The 18862-nt window shown below is 73.3% G+C and carries 18 protein-coding genes; 10 read left to right on the forward strand and 8 right to left on the reverse strand.

The annotated features are described in order from the left end of the window. Positions 1-27: 27 nt before the first annotated feature. On the reverse strand, positions 28-1518 hold the full coding sequence (locus DEJ24_RS01410) for a hypothetical protein (RefSeq protein ID WP_111076963.1): 1491 nt from the start codon (positions 1516-1518) through the stop codon (positions 28-30). A gap of 114 nt (positions 1519-1632) precedes the next feature. Between DEJ24_RS01410 and DEJ24_RS01415 the strand changes: the two genes are divergently transcribed. After that, positions 1633-2985, forward strand: coding sequence for a uracil-xanthine permease family protein (locus tag DEJ24_RS01415; protein WP_111076964.1), 1353 nt, complete (start codon positions 1633-1635; stop codon positions 2983-2985). 112 nt (positions 2986-3097) lie between these two features. Here DEJ24_RS01415 and DEJ24_RS01420 read toward each other — a convergent pair whose 3' ends face one another. Then, entirely contained in the window at positions 3098-3763 is a 666-nt protein-coding gene (locus DEJ24_RS01420) for a GAP family protein (RefSeq protein WP_181436491.1), read from the reverse strand. Between the two features lie 32 nt (positions 3764-3795). Between DEJ24_RS01420 and DEJ24_RS01425 the strand changes: the two genes are divergently transcribed. Continuing rightward, on the forward strand, positions 3796-5130 hold the full coding sequence (locus DEJ24_RS01425) for an MATE family efflux transporter (protein WP_375334679.1): 1335 nt from the start codon (positions 3796-3798) through the stop codon (positions 5128-5130). A 17-nt stretch (positions 5131-5147) separates the two neighbouring features. Here the strand turns inward: DEJ24_RS01425 and DEJ24_RS01430 are convergent, their stop codons facing one another. Next, positions 5148-5804: a hypothetical protein gene (locus DEJ24_RS01430; protein WP_111076965.1), complete on the reverse strand. Its 657-nt coding sequence runs from the start codon at positions 5802-5804 to the stop codon at positions 5148-5150. A gap of 256 nt (positions 5805-6060) precedes the next feature. After that, the gene (locus DEJ24_RS01435; protein ID WP_111076966.1) at positions 6061-7236 is read right to left on the reverse strand and encodes a LacI family DNA-binding transcriptional regulator; all 1176 of its coding nucleotides are present in this window, start codon (positions 7234-7236) and stop codon (positions 6061-6063) included. 54 nt (positions 7237-7290) lie between these two features. On the opposite strand from DEJ24_RS01435, the gene DEJ24_RS01440 reads away from it, so the two are divergent. The 4 genes from DEJ24_RS01440 to DEJ24_RS01455 all read left to right on the forward strand — a co-directional run bounded on the left by DEJ24_RS01440 (position 7291) and on the right by DEJ24_RS01455 (position 11393). After that, positions 7291-8622 carry an MFS transporter gene (locus DEJ24_RS01440; protein WP_111076967.1) on the forward strand — a complete coding sequence of 444 codons (1332 nt, stop codon included), beginning with the start codon at positions 7291-7293 and terminating at the stop codon, positions 8620-8622. A 43-nt stretch (positions 8623-8665) separates the two neighbouring features. After that, positions 8666-9361: an endonuclease NucS gene (gene nucS / locus DEJ24_RS01445; protein ID WP_111075370.1), complete on the forward strand. Its 696-nt coding sequence runs from the start codon at positions 8666-8668 to the stop codon at positions 9359-9361. A gap of 62 nt (positions 9362-9423) precedes the next feature. Then, positions 9424-10098 (forward strand): HAD hydrolase-like protein, encoded by a 675-nt coding sequence (locus DEJ24_RS01450; protein ID WP_111076968.1) that lies wholly within the window; start codon positions 9424-9426, stop codon positions 10096-10098. Beyond that, positions 10095-11393 carry a CynX/NimT family MFS transporter gene (locus DEJ24_RS01455; RefSeq protein WP_111076969.1) on the forward strand — a complete coding sequence of 433 codons (1299 nt, stop codon included), beginning with the start codon at positions 10095-10097 and terminating at the stop codon, positions 11391-11393. Before DEJ24_RS01450 ends, DEJ24_RS01455 begins: the two co-directional genes overlap by 4 nt. Positions 11394-11449: 56 nt before the next feature. Here DEJ24_RS01455 and DEJ24_RS01460 read toward each other — a convergent pair whose 3' ends face one another. Together DEJ24_RS01460 and DEJ24_RS01465 are read right to left on the reverse strand one after the other, a co-directional pair. Beyond that, on the reverse strand, positions 11450-12289 hold the full coding sequence (locus DEJ24_RS01460; protein ID WP_111076970.1) for an NmrA family NAD(P)-binding protein: 840 nt from the start codon (positions 12287-12289) through the stop codon (positions 11450-11452). A 58-nt stretch (positions 12290-12347) separates the two neighbouring features. Further along, a complete protein-coding gene (locus tag DEJ24_RS01465) occupies positions 12348-13013 on the reverse strand; it encodes a nucleoside/nucleotide kinase family protein (RefSeq protein ID WP_258374631.1) in 666 nt (221 codons plus the stop codon). A gap of 118 nt (positions 13014-13131) precedes the next feature. Between DEJ24_RS01465 and DEJ24_RS01475 the strand changes: the two genes are divergently transcribed. Further along, positions 13132-14460, forward strand: coding sequence for a PP2C family protein-serine/threonine phosphatase (locus DEJ24_RS01475; RefSeq protein ID WP_146242493.1), 1329 nt, complete (start codon positions 13132-13134; stop codon positions 14458-14460). Here the strand turns inward: DEJ24_RS01475 and DEJ24_RS01480 are convergent. Continuing rightward, complete coding sequence (locus DEJ24_RS01480; RefSeq protein ID WP_110902948.1) at positions 14444-14857, reverse strand: MarR family winged helix-turn-helix transcriptional regulator; 414 nt, start codon at positions 14855-14857, stop codon at positions 14444-14446. The genes DEJ24_RS01475 and DEJ24_RS01480 overlap by 17 nt on opposite strands. 54 nt (positions 14858-14911) lie before the next feature. Here DEJ24_RS01480 and DEJ24_RS01485 point away from each other — a divergent pair, with 54 nt between their 5' ends. Further along, positions 14912-15703 (forward strand): alpha/beta fold hydrolase, encoded by a 792-nt coding sequence (locus DEJ24_RS01485; protein ID WP_111076974.1) that lies wholly within the window; start codon positions 14912-14914, stop codon positions 15701-15703. Between the two features lie 22 nt (positions 15704-15725). On the opposite strand, the gene DEJ24_RS01490 is transcribed toward DEJ24_RS01485, so the two are convergent. Then, positions 15726-16166 (reverse strand): NUDIX hydrolase, encoded by a 441-nt coding sequence (locus tag DEJ24_RS01490; RefSeq protein ID WP_111076975.1) that lies wholly within the window; start codon positions 16164-16166, stop codon positions 15726-15728. Between the two features lie 278 nt (positions 16167-16444). On the opposite strand from DEJ24_RS01490, the gene DEJ24_RS01495 reads away from it, so the two are divergent. Next, positions 16445-17215 carry an ABC transporter ATP-binding protein gene (locus DEJ24_RS01495; protein ID WP_111076976.1) on the forward strand — a complete coding sequence of 257 codons (771 nt, stop codon included), beginning with the start codon at positions 16445-16447 and terminating at the stop codon, positions 17213-17215. A gap of 3 nt (positions 17216-17218) precedes the next feature. Next, entirely contained in the window at positions 17219-18829 is a 1611-nt protein-coding gene (locus DEJ24_RS01500; RefSeq protein WP_111076977.1) for an ABC transporter permease, read from the forward strand. Positions 18830-18862 lie beyond the last annotated feature (33 nt).

The raw sequence follows: 18862 nt of genomic DNA on the forward strand, positions 1-18862 counted from the left end.
CACTGACCTGACCTCACTCGGGGACGCTCATCGGCGGGAGCCTGCCCGGCGGCGCAGGAAGGCGGCGAGTGGCAGTCCGGCCGCACCGCTGAGGAGCAGTGCGACGGCTGCCGCGGTCGGCCGCCCGATGTCCGCACCGGTGTAGGCGAGCCGGCCGTCGGTACCGGGTCGAGCAGCATCGGACCGGACCCGCGCGGCCGCCGGGTGCCGGGTGTCCGTCCCCGTGACGATGCCACCGCCGGCCGACGCCCCCGTTCCGGTACCGCTGCCGTGGCCCGCTCCGGGCCGATCCGGCAGCCCGGGCAGCACCAGTCGGAGCGCGCCCTGCTCGACGTCCTGCACCCGCTGTCGGGCGATCACGGACCCGGCGGGCAGGTCGTGGCGGGGGACGACCAGTTCCCAGCTCCGGCCGATGCCGGTGCTGAGGGGCTTCCCGTCGGCAGCGCGGAGTTCTGCTCCCGACTCGTCCTCGAGCGTGACCGTGCCGCCGACTTCACCGGTCCCGCTCAGGCGGATCCGGCCGTCGTCCAGCTCCTCCACGCTGCCGGTGAGCGCGAGGGGGATCGTGACGTGCGCGTCCGTCCGCCCGAGTTCGTGCTCGCCGTCGTGCGCGATGACCGTCACGACGTCGAACCGGACGTCGTCCGGGACGGGGAGCGTGGCCTGCCACGAGGTGTCGTCCCCGACCCGGACCTCGACCGGCTGGCCGTCCGGGCCCGTGACCGGACCACGGGCGTCCTCGAACGTCAGGGTGCTGCCTGCCGGTGCGCGGCCTGCGAGTGTGATGCGCTCGGTCTGGCGTGACGCCTGTGCCCGCTCGACCGTCGGGGCGCCGGAGATCTCGTAGACGTCGTCGACACCGCCGTTCTGCGTGCCGTCGAAGTACTGCGAGACCTCGACGTGATGGCGGCCGAAGGCGAGGTCACGGAGCAGGACGTGCCACGTGCCGTCCTCGGCGACGTCGGTCTCGGCCCGGGTCGTCCCGTCGACCCGCACCACGAGGTGCGCCCCAGGGTGGCCGGAACCGGCGAGGTCGATCGTCCGGGCGATGCCGTCGACGGTCGCGAGCATCTCCGGTGGCAGCAGGATGAACAACTCGACGGGGATGTCGACCGCCTGGCCGGAGACCTGGGACGTCACGCGGATGACGTGCTGACCGGGTCGGACCCGGACCTGTGCCTCCCAGTGGCCCGCGGCGTCGCCCTCGGTCCAGACGGGCTCGACGACGTCACCGCTGACCTCGACGCTCGCGCCGGTGGGGACGGAGCCGGTCAAGGTCACGATGCCGGCACCGTGTGCGATCGACCGGACCCCGGCGGTGAAGTCGACGCCCGTGGTGGCGCGCGTCGCGTCCGACGGCGATCCCGGCGTGGGAGCACTGACCCGGGTCGTGTGGCGGTCGGTGGCCGCAGCGAGGGCGGGGTCCGTGGCGAGCACCGGGAGGCCGATGACGGCACCGATGGTGAGCGCGGCGACGACCGGAGGGACAAGGACGTGGTGGTGCAAGTGGTTCGACATGGGGCTCCTCGTGATGTTCCACACACCATATCCAGGTCGTGGGGCGGGGGCACGGTTCTCCACAGGGAGCCCATCCGTCGTCACATGGTCCCGCGTGCCCGCTACGGTCATCGCATGGGACTTCCGTGGAAGCTGCACGGGGACGGCCGCACCGTCTCCGCATCGACGATCGTGGCGCCGGACGAGCGCCTCACCTGGCCCCGCACGATCGGGCTCGGGGTGCAGCACGTCGTCGCGATGTTCGGCGCCACGTTCCTCGTGCCGCTGATCACCGGGTTCCCGCCGTCGACCACGCTGCTGTTCAGCGGCATCGGCACGATCCTGTTCCTGCTCGTCACCGGCAACCGCCTGCCGAGCTACCTCGGGTCGTCGTTCGCCTTCCTCGCGCCGATCGGGGCCGCGACGAAGATCGGCGGGATCCCGCTCGCACTGTCCGGCATCATCGTCGTCGGTGCGTTGCTCGCCGTCGTGGGCCTCGTCGTGCACCTGGCCGGCGCCGGGTGGATCGACCGGCTCATGCCACCGGTGGTCTCGGGTGCGATCGTCGCCCTGATCGGGTTCAACCTGGCTCCGGCCGCGCGCGACAACTTCACGAAGGCCCCGGTCGTGGCGGTCATCACCCTCGCCGCGATCGTCCTGTGCACCGTGCTCTTCAAGGGCCTGGTCGGGCGCCTGTCGATCGTCGTCGGGGTGGTCGTCGGCTACGTGGCCGCCCTCGTCGCCGGTCAGGTCGACCTCAGCGCGATCGAGAAGGCGGACTGGGTGGGGCTGCCGACCTTCACCGCGCCGGCCTTCGACCCCTCGCAGATGGCCGTCTACCTCGGGTTCCTGCCCGTGGTCCTGGCCCTCGTCGCCGAGAACGTCGGGCACGTCAAGGGCGTCGGGCAGCTCACCGGCCGGGACCTGACGCCACTGACCGGGCGTGCCCTCTTCGCGGACGGCATCTCGACCGTGCTGGCGGGGGTCGGCGGCGGTTCGGCGACCACCACGTACGGCGAGAACATCGGTGTGATGGCGGCGACCCGGGTGTTCTCGACGGCGGCGTACTGGGTCGCGGCGATCGTCGCGGTCCTGCTCGGGCTCTCGCCGAAGATCGGTGCGGTCATCTCGACCGTCCCCGCCGGCGTCCTCGGCGGTGCGACCACGGCGCTCTACGGTCTCATCGGCGTGATCGGCATCCGGATCTGGGTGGAGAACCGCGTCGACTTCGCCAAGCCGAAGAACCAGCTGACGGCGGGCGTCGCGCTCATCATGGGCATCGCGGACTTCACGTTCACGCTCGGTGGTGCCACGTTCGGCGGCATCATCATCGGCACCATCGCGGCGATCGTCGTCTACCACCTGATGGACCTGATCGGTCGGGCGCGCGGCACCGACCCGGCGACGCCCACGGCGACCGACGACGAGCGCGCGGCGACCGGCGGGGTCCCCGTCGAGCCGCGGGTCGGCGCGGCGGAACGCGACTGACCCGCGGCCCTCGACGACGACCCGGTCCGCGGAAGACGGACCAGAGCAGCAAGACGGACCAGAGCAGGACGACGGGCCAGAGCAGGACGACGGTTCAGAGCAGCGCGACGGTTCAGAGCAGCGCGACGACGCCCGTCACGAGCTGGACCAGTCCGAGCACCACGAGGACGACGACGAGGGCGACCGAGCCACGCTGTGCGATGAACCGCCTCGTCGCCGCGAGGATCGGCTCAGCTCGGCGCCCGAGTGCGGCCGTGACCGCGATCGGCAGCACGGCGGTGGACCCCGCGATCACCACGTATGCGGTGCCCGTTCCGACCATGGCCGCGACCGACGGATCCGAGTCGCCCACCACCAGACCGGCCGTCAGCGACAGCACCACCGCCTTCGGGTTCGTCACGAACCAGGCCACGCCGACGGCGATGGCGCGGGCGGGCCCGATCGCCGCCATCAGGTCCGACCAACCGGCGCTCCTCGGGCGACCGTCGGGCAGCCGTCGGACGGTCCACTGCCACACCGCGAGGCCGAGGAGCAGCACGCCGGCGACCACCTCGACCACCGCTCGGACGTCGGTCCCACCGTCCGAGGGAGCCGGCAGCCGCTCACCGAGCAGGACAGCCACGACGAGCGCCACCGCGACGCTGAGGACCCATCCGGTGGCACACGCCGCCGCGGAGGCGTACCCACCGCGATGGCCGAGCAGGAACACGACCGAGGCGATCACGAGCGGACTCAGTGCGATCCCCACCGCGGCGGGGACCAGTGCGACGATGTCCACCCCTCGACCGTAGCCATTGGCAGGATGTCCTGGTGCCCACCGTGTCCGAGACCGAGCCCCGTCGGCTCCGCCGTGCCGTCGACCGCGACATCGTCCGGCTCGCGCTGCCCGCACTCGGGGCGCTCGTCGTAGAGCCGCTCTTCCTGCTCACCGACACCGCCCTCGTCGGGCACCTCGGTGCGTCGTCACTCGCCGCAGTCGGTGTGGCGAGCGCGGTCCTGCAGACGGTCACGGGCCTCCTGGTCTTCCTGGCCTACGCCACCACCCCGGCCGTCGCCCGCGCCCTCGGTTCCGGGGACCGCCGCGGTGCGGTGCACGCTGGCATCGACGGGATGTGGCTCGCACTCGGCCTCGGTGTCGTCCTGGCACTGGTCGGCTGGCCGGTCGCCGGCCCGCTCATCGACGTGTTCGGCGCAGCCCCCGAGGTGTCGGACGCAGCGACCGCGTACCTGCTCGTCTCCCTGATCGGGCTGCCCGGCATCCTGGTCGTCACCGCCTCGACGGGCCTGCTCCGGGGGCTGCAGGACACCCGGACACCCCTCGTCGTCGCGACCGTCGGCTTCATCGCCAACGGGCTGCTCAACGCGCTGCTCATCTACGGCCTCGGCTGGGGGGTCGCGGGGTCGGCGGCCGGGACCGTCGTCGTGCAGTGGGCGATGGCAGCCGTGTACGTGGTCATCGCGGTCCGGGCAGCGCGGGCGTCCGGCGCTCCGTTGCGGCCGGGAGCGTCCGGCGTGGTCCGGGCACTGCGGTCCGGGGCGTGGCTGTTCCTGCGCACCGCGTCACTGCGCGTCGCGATGCTCGCGACGATCGCCGCCGCGACCGGGCTCGGCACCATCGGGTTGGCGACGACGCAGATCGGCCTGACGGTCTTCAGCACGCTCGCCTTCGCGCTCGACGCGCTGGCGATCGCCGGGCAGGCCCTCGTCGGCCACGCGCTCGGTGCACGGGACGCCGACCGGGTGCGCCTGGTGACCGGGAGGCTCGTGGTCCTCGGCATCGCCGGTGGCGTCCTGCTCGGTGCGCTGACACTGGCCGCGAGCGGCCTGCTCGGGCCGGTGTTCTCCGACTCGGACGAGGTTCGGTCCGCCTTGCCCCTGGTGCTGGTCCTCATCGCAGCGGGGCTGCCGATCGCCGGGTACGTGTTCGTCCTCGACGGGGTGCTCATCGGTGCCGGTGACGCCCGGTACCTGGCCCTGGTCGGTGTCGTGAACCTGGTCGTGTACCTGCCGCTGCTCTGGTGGCTCGGGGACGGACTCGCTGGGCTCTGGGCTGTCTTCTCGTTCGGCTACATCGGGGTGCGGGCGGTGACACTCGGGGTACGGGCGCACCGGCCGGGGTGGATCGCGGCGGCGCTCGCCCGCTGAGACCGACGTGCGGTCCGTCAGTTCTGGTCGATCGCGGCCGCCGAGCATTCCGGGGACGGCGGATCCGGCAACGACCGGAGCACCCGCTCTCGACGGCGCGACTCGACCGCGGTCATCGCGCCGATGAAGACCGCCACGACGAGCAGGAGCACCAGGAGGAGCACGTCGCCCGACGACAGCGCGATCGCCCAGGCGGATCCGAGCATGACGACCCCGAGTGCGATGAGACTCGGCACGGCTCCCCTCGAGGACCGCCGTTGCCAACCCAGGAAGGCGCGCACGAGCGGCACGGTGTCCGCCGTCGCCGACGTCCGACCGGTGATGCGACGCCAGAGCAGCCGTCGCTGCGTTCGATCGAGGACCGAGAACGGACGCTCCTCGGCCGCGATGCGGAACGGCTGCAGGGTGTGGCGTCGACGTCCGACGACCCAGGCGCGGATGGCGAGCACCATGCCGACCACCGTGACGACGACCGGACCGGACCCCCAGGGCTCGCCGAACACCAGGACGGGCACGACGACGGTCATGAACACGGAGATCACCGCCAGCGAGGCGGTCACCGACAGCCCGCGGACGGTCGGCCCGTGCTCCGCGAGCCGCTCGGCCCGGCGGGTGGCCTCGGCGAGGGCAGCGTCCGGTGTCGGCGCCGCACCGGGGGCCGGGATGGTGGTCACGACCCCAACCAACCACAGCCTCAGCGACACCGGAGCGGTGCCCGACCGGCCGCAGCCGGACCGGAGGCGCGTGGCCAGCCGGTGCCGCGCCTCCCGGCCGACGCTCCTGGACCGGACCGTGCCGTGCCGGTGGTTCGGACCGGACCCGCACGGCCCGATCCCGTCCGAACCACTGCTTCCCGTGGTTCGGACCGGCTTCCGTTGGGCGCAGCCGAACGGAACCCGCAGGCGCGGCGACGCAGCCGGCCGGCCGGCCCTACGCCCGCGGCACCGCCGTGGTGTCCCCGATCCGCAGCTCGGACCGGAACGAGGCCGGCTCCGGCGACTCCCCCTCGAGCATGGCGAGCGCTGCCCGTGCGGCGGCCTCGCCCTTGGGCACGAACGGCTGCACGAGCGTGGTCAACTGCCGGATCGGGGAGCGGTGCAGCAGGCTGTCGTCCACCTGGATGCCGTCGAACCCCACGACACTGACGTCCTCGGGCACGCGGAGTCCGGCCTCGAGCGCCGCCGAGATCACCCCGACGGCGAGCAGGTCGCTCTGCGCGACGACCGCTGTCGGTGCCTCGGCCCCCGTGGTGAAGAGCGCTGCGCCGGCGATCCGGCCCTCCTCGACCGAACTCCCGCCGGCCGCGATGGCCGGTGCCTCCGGGTAGACGTCGCGGACCCCGCGGAGTCGCTCCATGGTGGTGAAGGCCGAGGACGAGCGTTCGCGGGCCTCGTCGACCGGGCCGCGTTCGCGCGCGCTGTCGAGGGGCAGGGTGACGACGGTGACCGCGCGGTGGCCGAGTTCCCGGAGGTACTCGGCGGCACGGCGTGAGCCCTCGCGGTTGTCGAGGTGCACCGGGACGGCCCCCTCGATCGCGTCCGCCTCGATCGCGACGACGGGGATCGCCCGACGTCGGAGGACGGCGACGGCGGGGTCGATCCGCACGTTGCAGCCGATCAGGATGACCGCGTCCATCGGTGCGTCGACGAGCGGCGCCATCCCGCGTTCGTCGTCGAGCGGACTCCGCACGAGCAGCAGCGACACCCCGGCGGCACCGGCGACCTCGGCGATGCCGTCGAGGGTGAGGATGTTGGCCGGGTCACGGAAGGCGTCGCTCAGGCGGTCGTCGAGGACGACGCCGATGACGCCGGAACGCCCACGGCGCAGCGAGCGGGCTCGGGGGTCCGGACCGTCGTACCCGAGTTCGGCGGCGACGGCGAGGATCCGCTGACGGGTGTCCTCGGACACGGGTCCGCTGCCGCTGAACGCGAGGGACGCGGTCGACGGGGCGACACCGGCAGCGCGTGCGACGGCGGCGAGCGTCGGCCGGGAGGCACGCCCCGCGCGGGCAGCACCGGCCGCCGGTCCGGCCCCGCCCGGTCGGGACGCGCGGGACACCGGGGCGCGGTCGTCCGACTCGCCGGGTTCGCTTGCCGTGTCGTCCATCGCTGGTTAGCGTAACGGGAACACCAGCTCGAATCGATTCGATAGGACAGGACCATGACGACGGCCACCACCCGCAGCGCACCGACGACGCGTGCCTGGCGCAACGCGGTGTTCGTGGTGTTCACGCTCTCCGGGCTCGACATCGCCACCTGGCTCGGCCGTGTACCGAGCGTCCGGGACTCCGTCGACGCCTCCACCTTCACGATGGGCCTCCTGGTCCTCGGCATGTCCGTCGGCTCGATCGGTGGACTCACCTTCGCCGGCCACATCGTCGCCCGCCTGGGCGCCCGCCGCGGGGTGCTCGTCGCCTCGGCGTGCCTGGCGCTCGGCATGGTCGCCGCGGGCGTCGCCGTGACGCTCGGCTGGGGCTTCGCCGCGATCTGGGTCTGCCTCATCGCGTTCGGCTTCGGCAACGGGCTGTGCGACGTGTCGATGAACGTCGCCGGCGCGACGGCTGAGCGCCTGGGCGGCCGGACGATCATGCCGCTGTTCCACGCCGCGTTCAGCGTCGGCACGCTCGCCGGCGCGGGCATCGGCTCGCTCGCCGAACGGTTCGAGGTCCCCGTCGCGGTGCACTTCATCGTCGTCGGGATCCTCACGAGCCTGGCGATGATCGTCGCCATCCGCTGGTTCGGCGACGACCGCCACGTCGAGCCCGAGGCCACCGACACCAGTCCCGTCGCTCTGCCGGTCTCCCGCTGGGCCGTCTGGCGGCAGCCGTCGACCCTGCTCATCGGGGTCATCGTCCTCGGCATGGCCCTGGCCGAGGGTTCCGCGAACGACTGGCTGCCCCTCGCCATGATCGACGGGCACGGCCTGGCGAACGACGGCGGTTCCGCGGTCCTCGCGGTGTTCCTCGCCGCCATGACCGCCGGTCGGATCGCCGGCAGTCCGCTCATCGACCGGTTCGGCCGGGTGCCGGTGCTCCGAGCCAGCGCCGTCGTCGCCGTGGTCGGCCTCGGCATGCTCATCTTCGTACCGAGCGTCCCGATCGCGATCGTCGGCGTCGTGCTCTGGGGGCTCGGGGCGTCGCTCGGGTTCCCGATGGGCATGTCCGCCGCCGCCGACGATCCCCGCACCGCGGCCGCCAAGGTCAGCGCGGTCGCGACCATCGGGTACGTGGCGTTCCTCGCCGGGCCGCCGATCATCGGGTTCGCGGGCGAGCACGTGGGCCTCCTCAACGGGCTGCTCATCGTGTTCGTGTTCATCATCGCGGCCGGCCTCGCCTCCGGTGCAGCGCGTGAGCGGACCGGAGCCGGTGCCACGGCGACCACCCCGTCGGGTGACGCGCACAGGGGTGGCGAGCCGCGCCTCCAGTCCGGAGCGGACACGGAGAGCGACGCCACCGCCACCGCCGACGTCGACGTCGACGTCGACCGCAGCTGACCGCGACCCGCCGGGGGCACGCGATCCCGGTTAGGCTCTCCGGGTGCGTCTCGTCATCGCCCGCTGCTCCGTCGACTACGCCGGTCGCCTGTCGGCACACCTGCCCCTCGCGAACCGCCTGCTCATGCTGAAGGCCGACGGTTCGCTGCTCGTCCACTCCGACGGCGGCAGCTACAAGCCGCTCAACTGGATGAGCCCGCCGTGCTCGATCGCCATCGCGGAGCCCGACGAGGACCAGGCCGCCGCCGGCATCACCCAGGTGTGGACGGTGACGCAGAAGAAGACGCAGGACCGTCTGATCGTCAGCATCCACGAGGTGTTCGCCGACGAGTCCCACGACCTGGGGGTCGACCCCGGTCTGGTGAAGGACGGGGTCGAAGCACATCTGCAGCAGCTCCTCGCCGAGCAGATCGAGCTCCTCGGCGACGGCCACACGCTGGTCCGCCGCGAGTACATGACGGCCATCGGACCGGTCGACATCCTGGCGCGGGACGACGCCGGTGCGAGCGTCGCGGTCGAGATGAAGCGGAACGCCAACATCGACGCGGTCGAGCAGCTCACCCGTTACCTCGAGCTGATGAACCGCGACCCGCACCTGCGTCCGGTGCAGGGTGTGCTCGCAGCGCAGTCGTTCGCCCCGCAGGCCCGCACCCTGGCCGAGGACCGTGGGATCCGCTGCCTGGTCCTGGACTACGACGAGATGCGCGGCATCGAGGGCGGGCACGCCCGCCTGTTCTGACGGGAGGCCCGGACCACCGCCTCCTCGGTCGTCCCGTCCGGCGCGGCTAGGCTTGGCAGGTCATGACAAACAGCCCCGAGCGTCCGTTCACCGCCGTCCTGTTCGACCTCGACGGCACCATCAGCGACTCGGCACCGGGCATCCTCGAGAGCCTGACGTACACGTTCGAGCAGGTCGGCGTCCCGGTGCCCGACCGGGCGACGCTGATGTCGTTCGTCGGTCCCCCGATCCTCGACACGTTCCGCGACGCGATGGGCATGGACGAACCCCTGGTCGAACGGACCCTCGCCGTGTACCGCGAGCACTACTTCTCGCACGGGGCCCTCGACAGCCGGATGTACCCGGACATCGACGTCGTCCTGCACACCCTGCACGAGGCCGGCGTGCCGATCTCGACCGCGACGAGCAAGCCCGAGACCCCGGCGACGTACATCCTCGAGCACTACGGATTGACCGGGGACATCGACATCATCACCGGCGCGAGCGACGACGAGGTCCGCTCCGCCAAGGCCGACGTCGTCGAGGAAGCGCTGCGCCGCCTGCGTGCCCACGGCTTCGACGTGTCCCGCCCGGTGCTCGTCGGGGACCGCCTGCACGACGTCGAGGGCGCGGCGGCGCACGGCGTCCCGACCGTCTTCGCGGAGTGGGGCTACGGATCGCCCGCCGAGGCCGTGGGCACCATCGCGCAGGCGGCGACCCCGCTCGACCTGCTGCCGATCCTGCTGCCGAACGCATGACGTCCGGCACGGGGAAGTCCGGCACGGGGAGGTCCGGCACCGTGCAGACGGGCCTGCGCGGCGCCGCCTGGTTGCTGCCGGCCGCGATCGTCCTGGTCGCGCTGAACTTCCGCGGCCCGATCGTGGCACCCGCGCCGGTGATCGGGGACGTCCGCGCCGACCTCGGCATGACCGCGACGGTCGCCGGCCTGCTCACCACGATCCCGGTGCTCTGCTTCGCCCTCGCGACACCGTTCGCCAGCTGGGTGATCGCCCGCTTCACCGCCGAGCGCGCGGTGTCGCTGTCGCTGCTGATCGTGCTGGTCGGGACCGTCGTCCGGTCGGTCCCACACGAGGCCGCCCTGCTCATCGGCACCGCGGTGATCGGCATCGGCATCACGATCGGCAACGTGGTGATCCCGGTCGTGATCCGTCGCGACACCTCGCCGGAGCGGGTCGGTCTGGTCACCGGTGTCTACACGTCGGCGCTCAACATCGGGTCGATGATCACCTCGCTCGGTACCGCGCCCATCGCGGCCGCGTGGGGCTGGCCGGTCGCGATCGCGGTGTGGGGCGTCCTGGCGCTCGTCGCGGCGGCGGCGTGGACCTACACGGTCGGTGCCGGTGCTGCCTGGCGCGGGACCGACCACGACCCGGAGCCGCTGCCCGTCACCGGACCGATCGACCAGGTGCTCGACACCGGGTCGGTCCGGACCGTCGCCGAGCAACGCGCTCCCGTGATCGAGACCCTGCCGCACCCTGCCAAGCGCTGGGTGACGTGGGGGCTCATGCTCGCGTTCGGTGGCCAGGCGTTCTCGTACTACGCGCTGACGGCGTGGATCCCGACGCTGCTGCACGACGAGATCGGGTTCGACACGGCGTCCTCGGGCGCGAGCTCGTCGGTGTTCCAGATCCTGGCCGTCGTCGGTGCGCTCGGGGTCCCCGTGCTCGCCAGCCGGTTCCGGCCGCGGGTCATCATCGTCCTGGTCGCGTTCTTCTGGCTGGCGATGCCGCTCGGGCTCCTCGTCGCCCCGCAGCTCTGGCTGCTCTGGTCCGTGCTGGGCGGTGCAGCCCAGGGTGGCGGCATCACGATCATCTTCATCGTCATCGTCCGGCTGGTGTCGAACGACGACGACGCCCGCCGGATGTCCGCGTTCGTGCAGGGCGGCGGGTACCTGCTCGGTTCCGCCGGTCCCCTCGTCGCGGGTGCGTTGCACGGGGCGACCGGTGGCTGGACGGCTCCGCTGCTGACCGTCCTGGTCGCCGTGCTGATGCTCGGCGTGGTCGGGTCGGTGTCGGCGCGGAAGGTGCGCTGAACCGAGCCGGTCAGCGCCCGCAGCCGGCCCGCCGCAGCACCAACGAGCGGCCCGCCTCAGGCGCCCCGGGCCTCCAGGACCTGGCGGAGCGTCATCGGCGGACGGCCGGTGACGCGCTCGACGTCACCCGACACCTTCGCGAGCGACCCGTCCGCGATGGCCGTGTACGTGCTCACCCAGGCGTCCGCCTGCCACGGCTCGGGCTGCCAGCGCTGGCGGGAGGCGTAGGCCTCCTCCAGGGACTCCCGGTGGTACGACACCGGACGGCCACGCACGTCGCTGACGACCGCGGCCGCCTGTCCGAGCGTGATCGCCACCGGACCCGTCAGGTCGTAGGTGCGGTCGAGGTGGCGCGCCGGCTCGCGGAGGACGGCCGTCGCCACCCGCGCCACGTCGGCCCGGGCGACCGCGGCCATCGCGCCGTCGTCCGCCGGACCGCGGATCACGCCGTCCTCGCCGACCAGGTCCTCGACGAAGTCCAGGTAGAACGAGTCACGCAGGAACGTGTGCGCCATCGAGGTGTCGCGGATCGCCTGCTCGGTCCAGAAGTGGTCACGCCCGAGGGTGAACGTCGCGTCGGCGGCCGCACCCTGGAAGGACGTGTAGACGACGTGCCGGACCCCGGCGTCGGCCGCGGCACGGATCACGGTGCGGTGCTGGTCGAGCCGGTCACGGGCCTCCGCGCCGGACACCAGGAACAGGACCTCGACGCCGGCGAAGGCGGCTCGCGCGGCATCGGCGTCGGCGTAGGTGGCGACCGCGACGTCGGCACCGGTCAACTCCGGGGCGCGGGAGGCGTCACGGACGACCATGCGGAACGGCGTACCGTCCGCGGCGAGCGCGCGGGCGACGGACCCGCCGATGTTGCCGGTGGCCCCGGTGATGGCGATGGTCACGTCGTGCTCCTGTCGGTCGGTGGTCCAGGGGTGGCGCGGTGGTGGGCGTGGTCTGACGCTACGTCCGGACCAGGACGGCGGCCCGGTGCAGGTCCGCTGCGACCCGTGCGGCGTTGACGCCGTCCACCTCCACAGCCCAGGCCCGGGCGGACCCGTGGTCTCGGCCGTGGCGCATGTGTCGACCGACGAGGCGGTCGACGCGGACGTCGTCGTCGGCCACGCAGGCCCAGGTCTCGGTGAAGAGCCCCGGCAGCTCGCACCAGGGCGTGCTCTGGTCGAGCAGGTAGTTGCCCTCGGAGACGACGAGCGCGGTCTCCGGTGGGACGGCGATGCTGCCGGCGACGGGCTCGTCGACACGGCGGTCGAAGTCCGGGGCCCAGATCGTGTCGGTGCGGTCGGTGCTGTCGGTGCCCGTGCCCCCGGTCAGCCGTCGGACCAGCGCGACGTACCCGGCCGCGTCGAAGGTGTCGATCGCGCCCTTGCGGTCGTGTCGGCCGAGGGCGTCGAGTGCGGCGTTCGCCAGGTGGAAGCCGTCCATCGGGACCTGCACGGCGACGCCCGCACCCAGCTGCTCGGTGACCGCGGTGACCACGCGTCGGGCGAGCGTCGACTTGCCCGCACCGGGGGCGCCCGCGATGCCGAGCACGCTCCGGCCACCGGCTGCGGCGAGCGCCACCGCGCGTGCGACGGCCTGGTCGGCGGACAGGGTCTCCGGCGTGCTCACGCCCCCATCCTCCTGCATCGTCCTCCGGCCGGCCGCACGTGGCAGCCGAGCCGGCCGCCTCTGACCCACGAACGGGCGCGTTCCCCCGCGCCCCTGCTGCCGGTAGCGTCAGGTCCTGATGACGAAGACGCCTTCCGGTCGGACCGTCGTCCCGGGCACCGCGACCGACCGAGCGGGCTCCGCCCCCGGGCGGACCGGGGCGAGGACGACCCCGGTGACCAACCAGGCGGTGATCGTCGTGGTGTCGCTCCTCGCCGCGGTGTGCAGCGTGTTGCTGCCCTGGCTGACGGTCACGAACGCGACGAGCATGTGGACGGGGACGGCACTGGCGGTCCTCGGCCTGGCGTTCACCGGACTGCTCGTGGCCCGACCGTCGCTGATGCGGTTCGAGCTCCTGGTGCCGGCGCTCGACTTCGTCGCCATCGGCCTGCTGCGCTTCGGCACGGGTGACTCGCGGTCCCCGTTCCTCGCAGCGGTCCTGCTGCCGGTGATCTGGATCGCCGCGCGGCCGGGCCGGCAGAACGTGCTCTACCCCCTGGTCGGGACGGTTGCGACCTTCCTGGTGCCGATGCTCCTCGGGCACGCCGACCTGGTCGCGAGCGAGGCCGTCCGGCTCGTCGTCGTGCTGGTCGTCTTCACCGCCGTCGCGGGCGTCACCAACGAGCTCGCCCGCCAGGGTGCGGTCCGTCTGCACACCGTCCAGGAGCTGCGGCGACAGGCCGAGGCCGAGATCTCCCAGGCGGCCCTCGTCCAGCGTTCCCTGCTGCCCGTCTCGACGGCGGACCTCCCGACGGCCTTCACGGTCCGGGCCGTGTGCCTGCCGACCCGCTCGGTGGGTGGTGACTTCTACGACTGGTTCCCCACCGCCGGCGGCGCTGCCTTCACCCTCGGGGACGTGATGGGCAAGGGCGTCGGCGCGGGCATGATCGCCGCGGTGGTGCGGTCGGTCCTCCGGTCGTCGGTGCGGGTGGGTGCACCGGACGAAGCGGTGAGCCGGACCGCGACCGGCCTGGACGTGGGGCTGGACGCGCCGGCGACCGAGCAGTTCACCACGTGCTTCCACATGCACCTGGACGTCGACGGGGTCGCCCGGTGGGTCGACGCCGGGCACGGACTGGCCCTGGTGCTCCGCGCCGAGGGTGGCCACGAGTGGCTGCGGAGCACGGACACCCCGATCGGGGTCGGGACGAGCTGGACGACGCAGGAGACGCTGCTCGGCCGTGGGGACGTGGTCCTCGTCGTCAGCGACGGCGTCCTGGACCTGTTCGGCGACGGACTGGACGCACTCGACCGCTTCGAGGCGTTCGCCGTGACCGAGCCGGACCCGGAACGCCTGGTCTCCCGTCTGGAGGAGCTCGGCCGCGCCGGGCACCACGCGGACGACGTCACGGTGCTGGCGGTCCGCTACGACCCGGAGCCGGGAGCGGCGGTCACTCCCCCTCGGTGAGGGTGGTCAGGGCGGCCATCAGCGCCGCACGACCCGGTTCGTCGAGCGGAGCGAACAGCTCGTCGAGCACCCGGGCGGCCACACGGTGCCCGTCGTCGAGTGCCTCGCGACCGGTGTCGGTGAGGGTGTGCACGAGCCGACGCCCCCGACCGGCCGACCGTTCGATGAGTCCGCGCTCCACCAGTCGCGCCGCGAGGGTGCCGAACGCCTGGTCGCTCTGGAACGTGGCGACGGCCAGGTCGTGGCCGGACGCACCCGGCATCCGGTCGACGGCGCGCAGGGCGTCCCACTGCACCAGGGTCACCCCGACGTCGTGGAGGGCGAGGTCCATCGTGCGGTGGTTCCGGTACTGCGCCCGCTTGATGGCCTGCCCGAGCCGTTCGAGGTCCGTCGTCATGGTGCTACGGTATCAACACGTTTAGATCAACATGTTGATTCAGGAGCCACGACCATGCCGAACACCCTCCCCGACGACCTGCCCGTCCTCCGCGCGGGCGACCCCACCGCACCGACCGCCCTCGTGCTGCACGGTGGTGGTGGACCCCGGACAGTCGCCCCGATCGTCGGACACCTCGCTGCCTCCCGGTCCGTCCACGCCCCGACCCACCCGGGCTGGGACGGCACCGACCGACCGGAGTCGATCGCGACGATCGCCGACCTGGCCTCGGCGTACCTGACCCGGCTCCGTGACCACGGTGAGCGCGACGTGCTCGTCGTCGGGTCGTCGATCGGCGGGTGGATCGCCCTCGAGATGGCCGTGCAGGCCGCGGCGGACGAGCGCTCCGCCGGTGTGCTCGGCAGTGTGGTCGTCATCGACACCGTCGGGGTCGTCGTCGAGGGCGAACCGATCGCGGACTTCTTCGCGCTCGACGCCCGCGGACTCGCCGAGGTCGCCTGGCACGACCCCGAGCGCGGGTACCAGGATCCGGCCCTCGCGACCGAGGAGCAGCGCGCCGTCCTGCGGTCGAACGGGCAGACCATGGCGGTCCTCGCCGGTCGGGGGATGAGCGACCCGACCCTGCTGGAGCGCCTGGCGTCCGTGGAGGCGCCGACCCTCGTCGTCTCGGGCGCGAGCGACCGCGTCGTCACCGTCGGCCACGGACGCGCGGTCGCAGCAGCCGTCCCCGGTGCCGCGTTCGCCGAGGTCCCCGCAGCCGGACACCTGCCGCACCTCGAGGCGCCCGAAGCCACCTGGGCCGTGCTCGACCCGTTCGTCGCGCAGCACCGACCGGGTCAGCACTGACGAGGCGGCCGGGAGGCGCGGCTCACCCCGCCGTGACGCCCGCCCACCGCAGTGCCTGCGCCACGAGCAGCCCGTGGCGGTGCGACCCGAGTCCGGCGATCGGCACCCATGCCGCCAGGTCCGTCGTCCCCTCGGCCTCGTGGCGCAGCGCTCCCCCGACGACCCGGGCTCGGTGCACCACCTGCACGGCCTTCATCGGTCGGCCGTTCCGGGTCTTGCGACGCTCGGGCGGGACGACGTGGGAGCGCACCCCGAGCAGCTCCTCGACGACCACGTCGTACCCGGTCTCCTCGAGCACCTCGCGGACCGCACCCTCCTCGACGGTCTCGTCGAGCTCCACCCCGCCGCCCGGCAACGTCCAGAGCCCGGCGTCCGGCCAGCTCAACCGGGCGAGCAGCACCCGGTCCCCGTCGGTGATGACGGCGTAGGACGCCAGCCGGGTGTCGTAGTCGGTGTACTCCATGTGCCGACCATCCCAGGGACCGGGCCGATGCCGGAACGCCGCGCCGTGCCTCCCGTCCGGCCGGTCTGCCGACCCGACGGGTCTGCCGGGTCTGCCGGGTCTGCCGGGTCTGCCGGGTCTGCCGGGTCTGCCGGGTCTGCCGGCCTGCATCCGGCGCGGCCTGCATCGAAGGACGCAACTCCGACGGTCCCACCGTTCGGCCCTGGGGCGGGCGGGCCCGGATTCCTAGCGTTGACGGTGTCGTGCGAACCCGCGCACCGCACATCGAGGAGTCCCCCGTGTCCACAGCCCTCCACCCCGAGCCCGGAACCGCCGCCCGCCCGAGCGGCACCGCCGTGCACCTCGACCACGTCACCAAGACGTACCCCAACGGCCCGTCGACGGTCCACGCGCTCGACGGCGTGAGCCTCGACGTCGCCGCCGGCAGCTTCACCGCCGTGATGGGAGCGTCGGGCTCCGGCAAGTCGACCTTCCTCAACTGCGCCGCCGGACTCGACACCCCCACCAGCGGCCGGGTCGTCATCGGCGGCGTCGACCTCGGCACGCTCTCCCCGGACGCGGTGACCCGGTTCCGCCGCGACCACGTCGGCTTCGTCTTCCAGGGCTACAACCTGGTGCCGCACCTGACCGTCGGCGAGAACGTCCGGCTGCCCCTGACCCTGGCCGGGGTCCGCGAGGACGACCACCGCGTGGCCGGACTGCTGCACGCCGTGGGGCTCGAGGGCATGGCCGACCGGCTGCCGGGCGAGCTCTCCGGCGGCCAGGCGCAGCGGGTCGCGATCGCCCGCGCGCTCGTCGCCGGGCCGGACGTGGTGTTCGCCGACGAGCCCACAGGGGCACTGGACACCGCGACCGCGGACCGGATCCTGCAGCTGCTGCAGCACGCGGTGCGGTCCCTCGGGCAGACCCTGGTGCTCGTCACCCACGACCCCCGCGCGGCCACCTACGCCGACCGGGTCGTGTTCCTGGCGGACGGCCGGGTGCGCGACGAGCTGGTCGCCCCGACGCTCGAGTCCGTCACCGCCCGCGTCCTCGGTCTGGGGCGCTGAGCCGTGCGCGTCGCTCTGCGCTCCCTGCTCGTCGTCAACCGCGCCGCGGTGCTCGGTGCCGGGATCGTCGTGGCCCTGGCAGCCGTGCTCCTCGGCATCACCACCGCCTGGCTCGAGGCCGGGGTCCGCCACCCCGAACTGCCGTTCCTGTCCAGCGTCGCCGGCTCGTTCGCGGGCACGCTGCTCCTCATCACCGTGTTCATGGTGGCCAACGTCTTCGCCGGGGTCCTCCGCGAGCGCCGCCGCGAGTTCGCGCTGCTCCGCGCGGTCGGCGCCACCGCCGCGCAGATCCGCGGAACGGTCCGGACCGAGGTGCTGCTGTTGCTCGCACTCGTCGCGCCGCTCGGCGCGGTGGTCGGCACGTTCGCTGCCGCCTCGGTCACACCGCTGCTGCGGGCGAGCGACATCGTCCCGGCGGGCTTCACCCTGACGGCGAGCGTCGTGCCGCTGCTCGGCACGCTGGTCGTCCTCGTCCCGACGGGGCTCCTCGCAGCGGCGATGGCCGCCCGGGCGACCCGTCCGAGTCCGACGGACGCCGTCCGCGCCAGCACGACCGACGTCCCGACGCTGTCCACCGGTCGCCGGATCGCCGCCGGGGTGACCGCCCTCGCCGGACTCGGCATCGCCGCCACCCCCTTCTTCACCCCGGGCCTCGTCGGCAGCGCCGCCGGTGCCACCTCGGCGATCGTGCTCGTCGTCGCCGCGGCCCTCGCCGGACCGCTCCTGGTGCAGTGGGCGGCCCGTCGCGGGCTCGCCGTCCCGGGAGTCCGTGCGACCACGACGATGCGCGACCGTGCCGGATCCGTGCAGGTCGAGGAGCCCGACGAGGACCTCGGCGGCCTCGGCGGCCTGGAGTGGGAACCGACCGTCGTCCGCGGCCTGTCCGCGGACACCCGCTCGGTCGACCCCGACGTCCGGTCCGGGTCCCTCGCCGCGCTCGACGCCCCCGGCACCGTCGCGGTGAGCAGCGACCTGGTCGCGCTGACGCCCACCGGCCTCGGCGACACGATCCAGCTGCGGTCCGGGAACGGCCCGGCCACCTCTGCACGCGTCGTCGCGGTCCACGACCGGGGGCTGGCGTTCGGGGACGTGCTGGTCCGCGACCGGTCGGCCGGACCCGTCGACACGCTGCTGGTCGGCGCTCGTCCGGGTGACCGTGCGGCCGTCCGGGAGGCCCTCATCGCCCTGGACCTGCGCGTCACCACCGCCGACGGGTACGCCGCGAGCGTGCTGCGGTCCGGAGACGGCGACCGGCGGCTGTCCCTGGTGCTCGTCATCGCGTTGCTCGCCTTCGTGGCGGCCGCGGCGGGGAACACCCTGCTCACCGCGATGCGGGGGCGTCGCGGCGAGTTCGGACTGCTGCAGCGGACCGGCGCGACGCGCTCGCAACTGCTGCGGATGGCGGGGGTCGAGACGGCGTTCACGGCGGTCGCAGCCGTGGTGATCGGCACGGTCGCGGTGGTTCCGGCGCTGGTCGGGGTCGGACAGGGACTCGCCGGGGCGCCGTCCTCGGGGTTCGACGTCGGGGCGTGGGCCGGCTTCTCAGCCGCTGCCGTCATCGTCGCGGTGCTCGGGGTCCTGCCGGGTGTGGCGCGGCTCGTGCGCGGACGGTGACGACGGGCCGCACAGGGGGCTGGCCGCACAGGG

Origin of the sequence: Curtobacterium sp. MCPF17_001 (genome assembly GCF_003234615.1) — a bacterium.
Lineage (GTDB): Bacteria > Actinomycetota > Actinomycetes > Actinomycetales > Microbacteriaceae > Curtobacterium.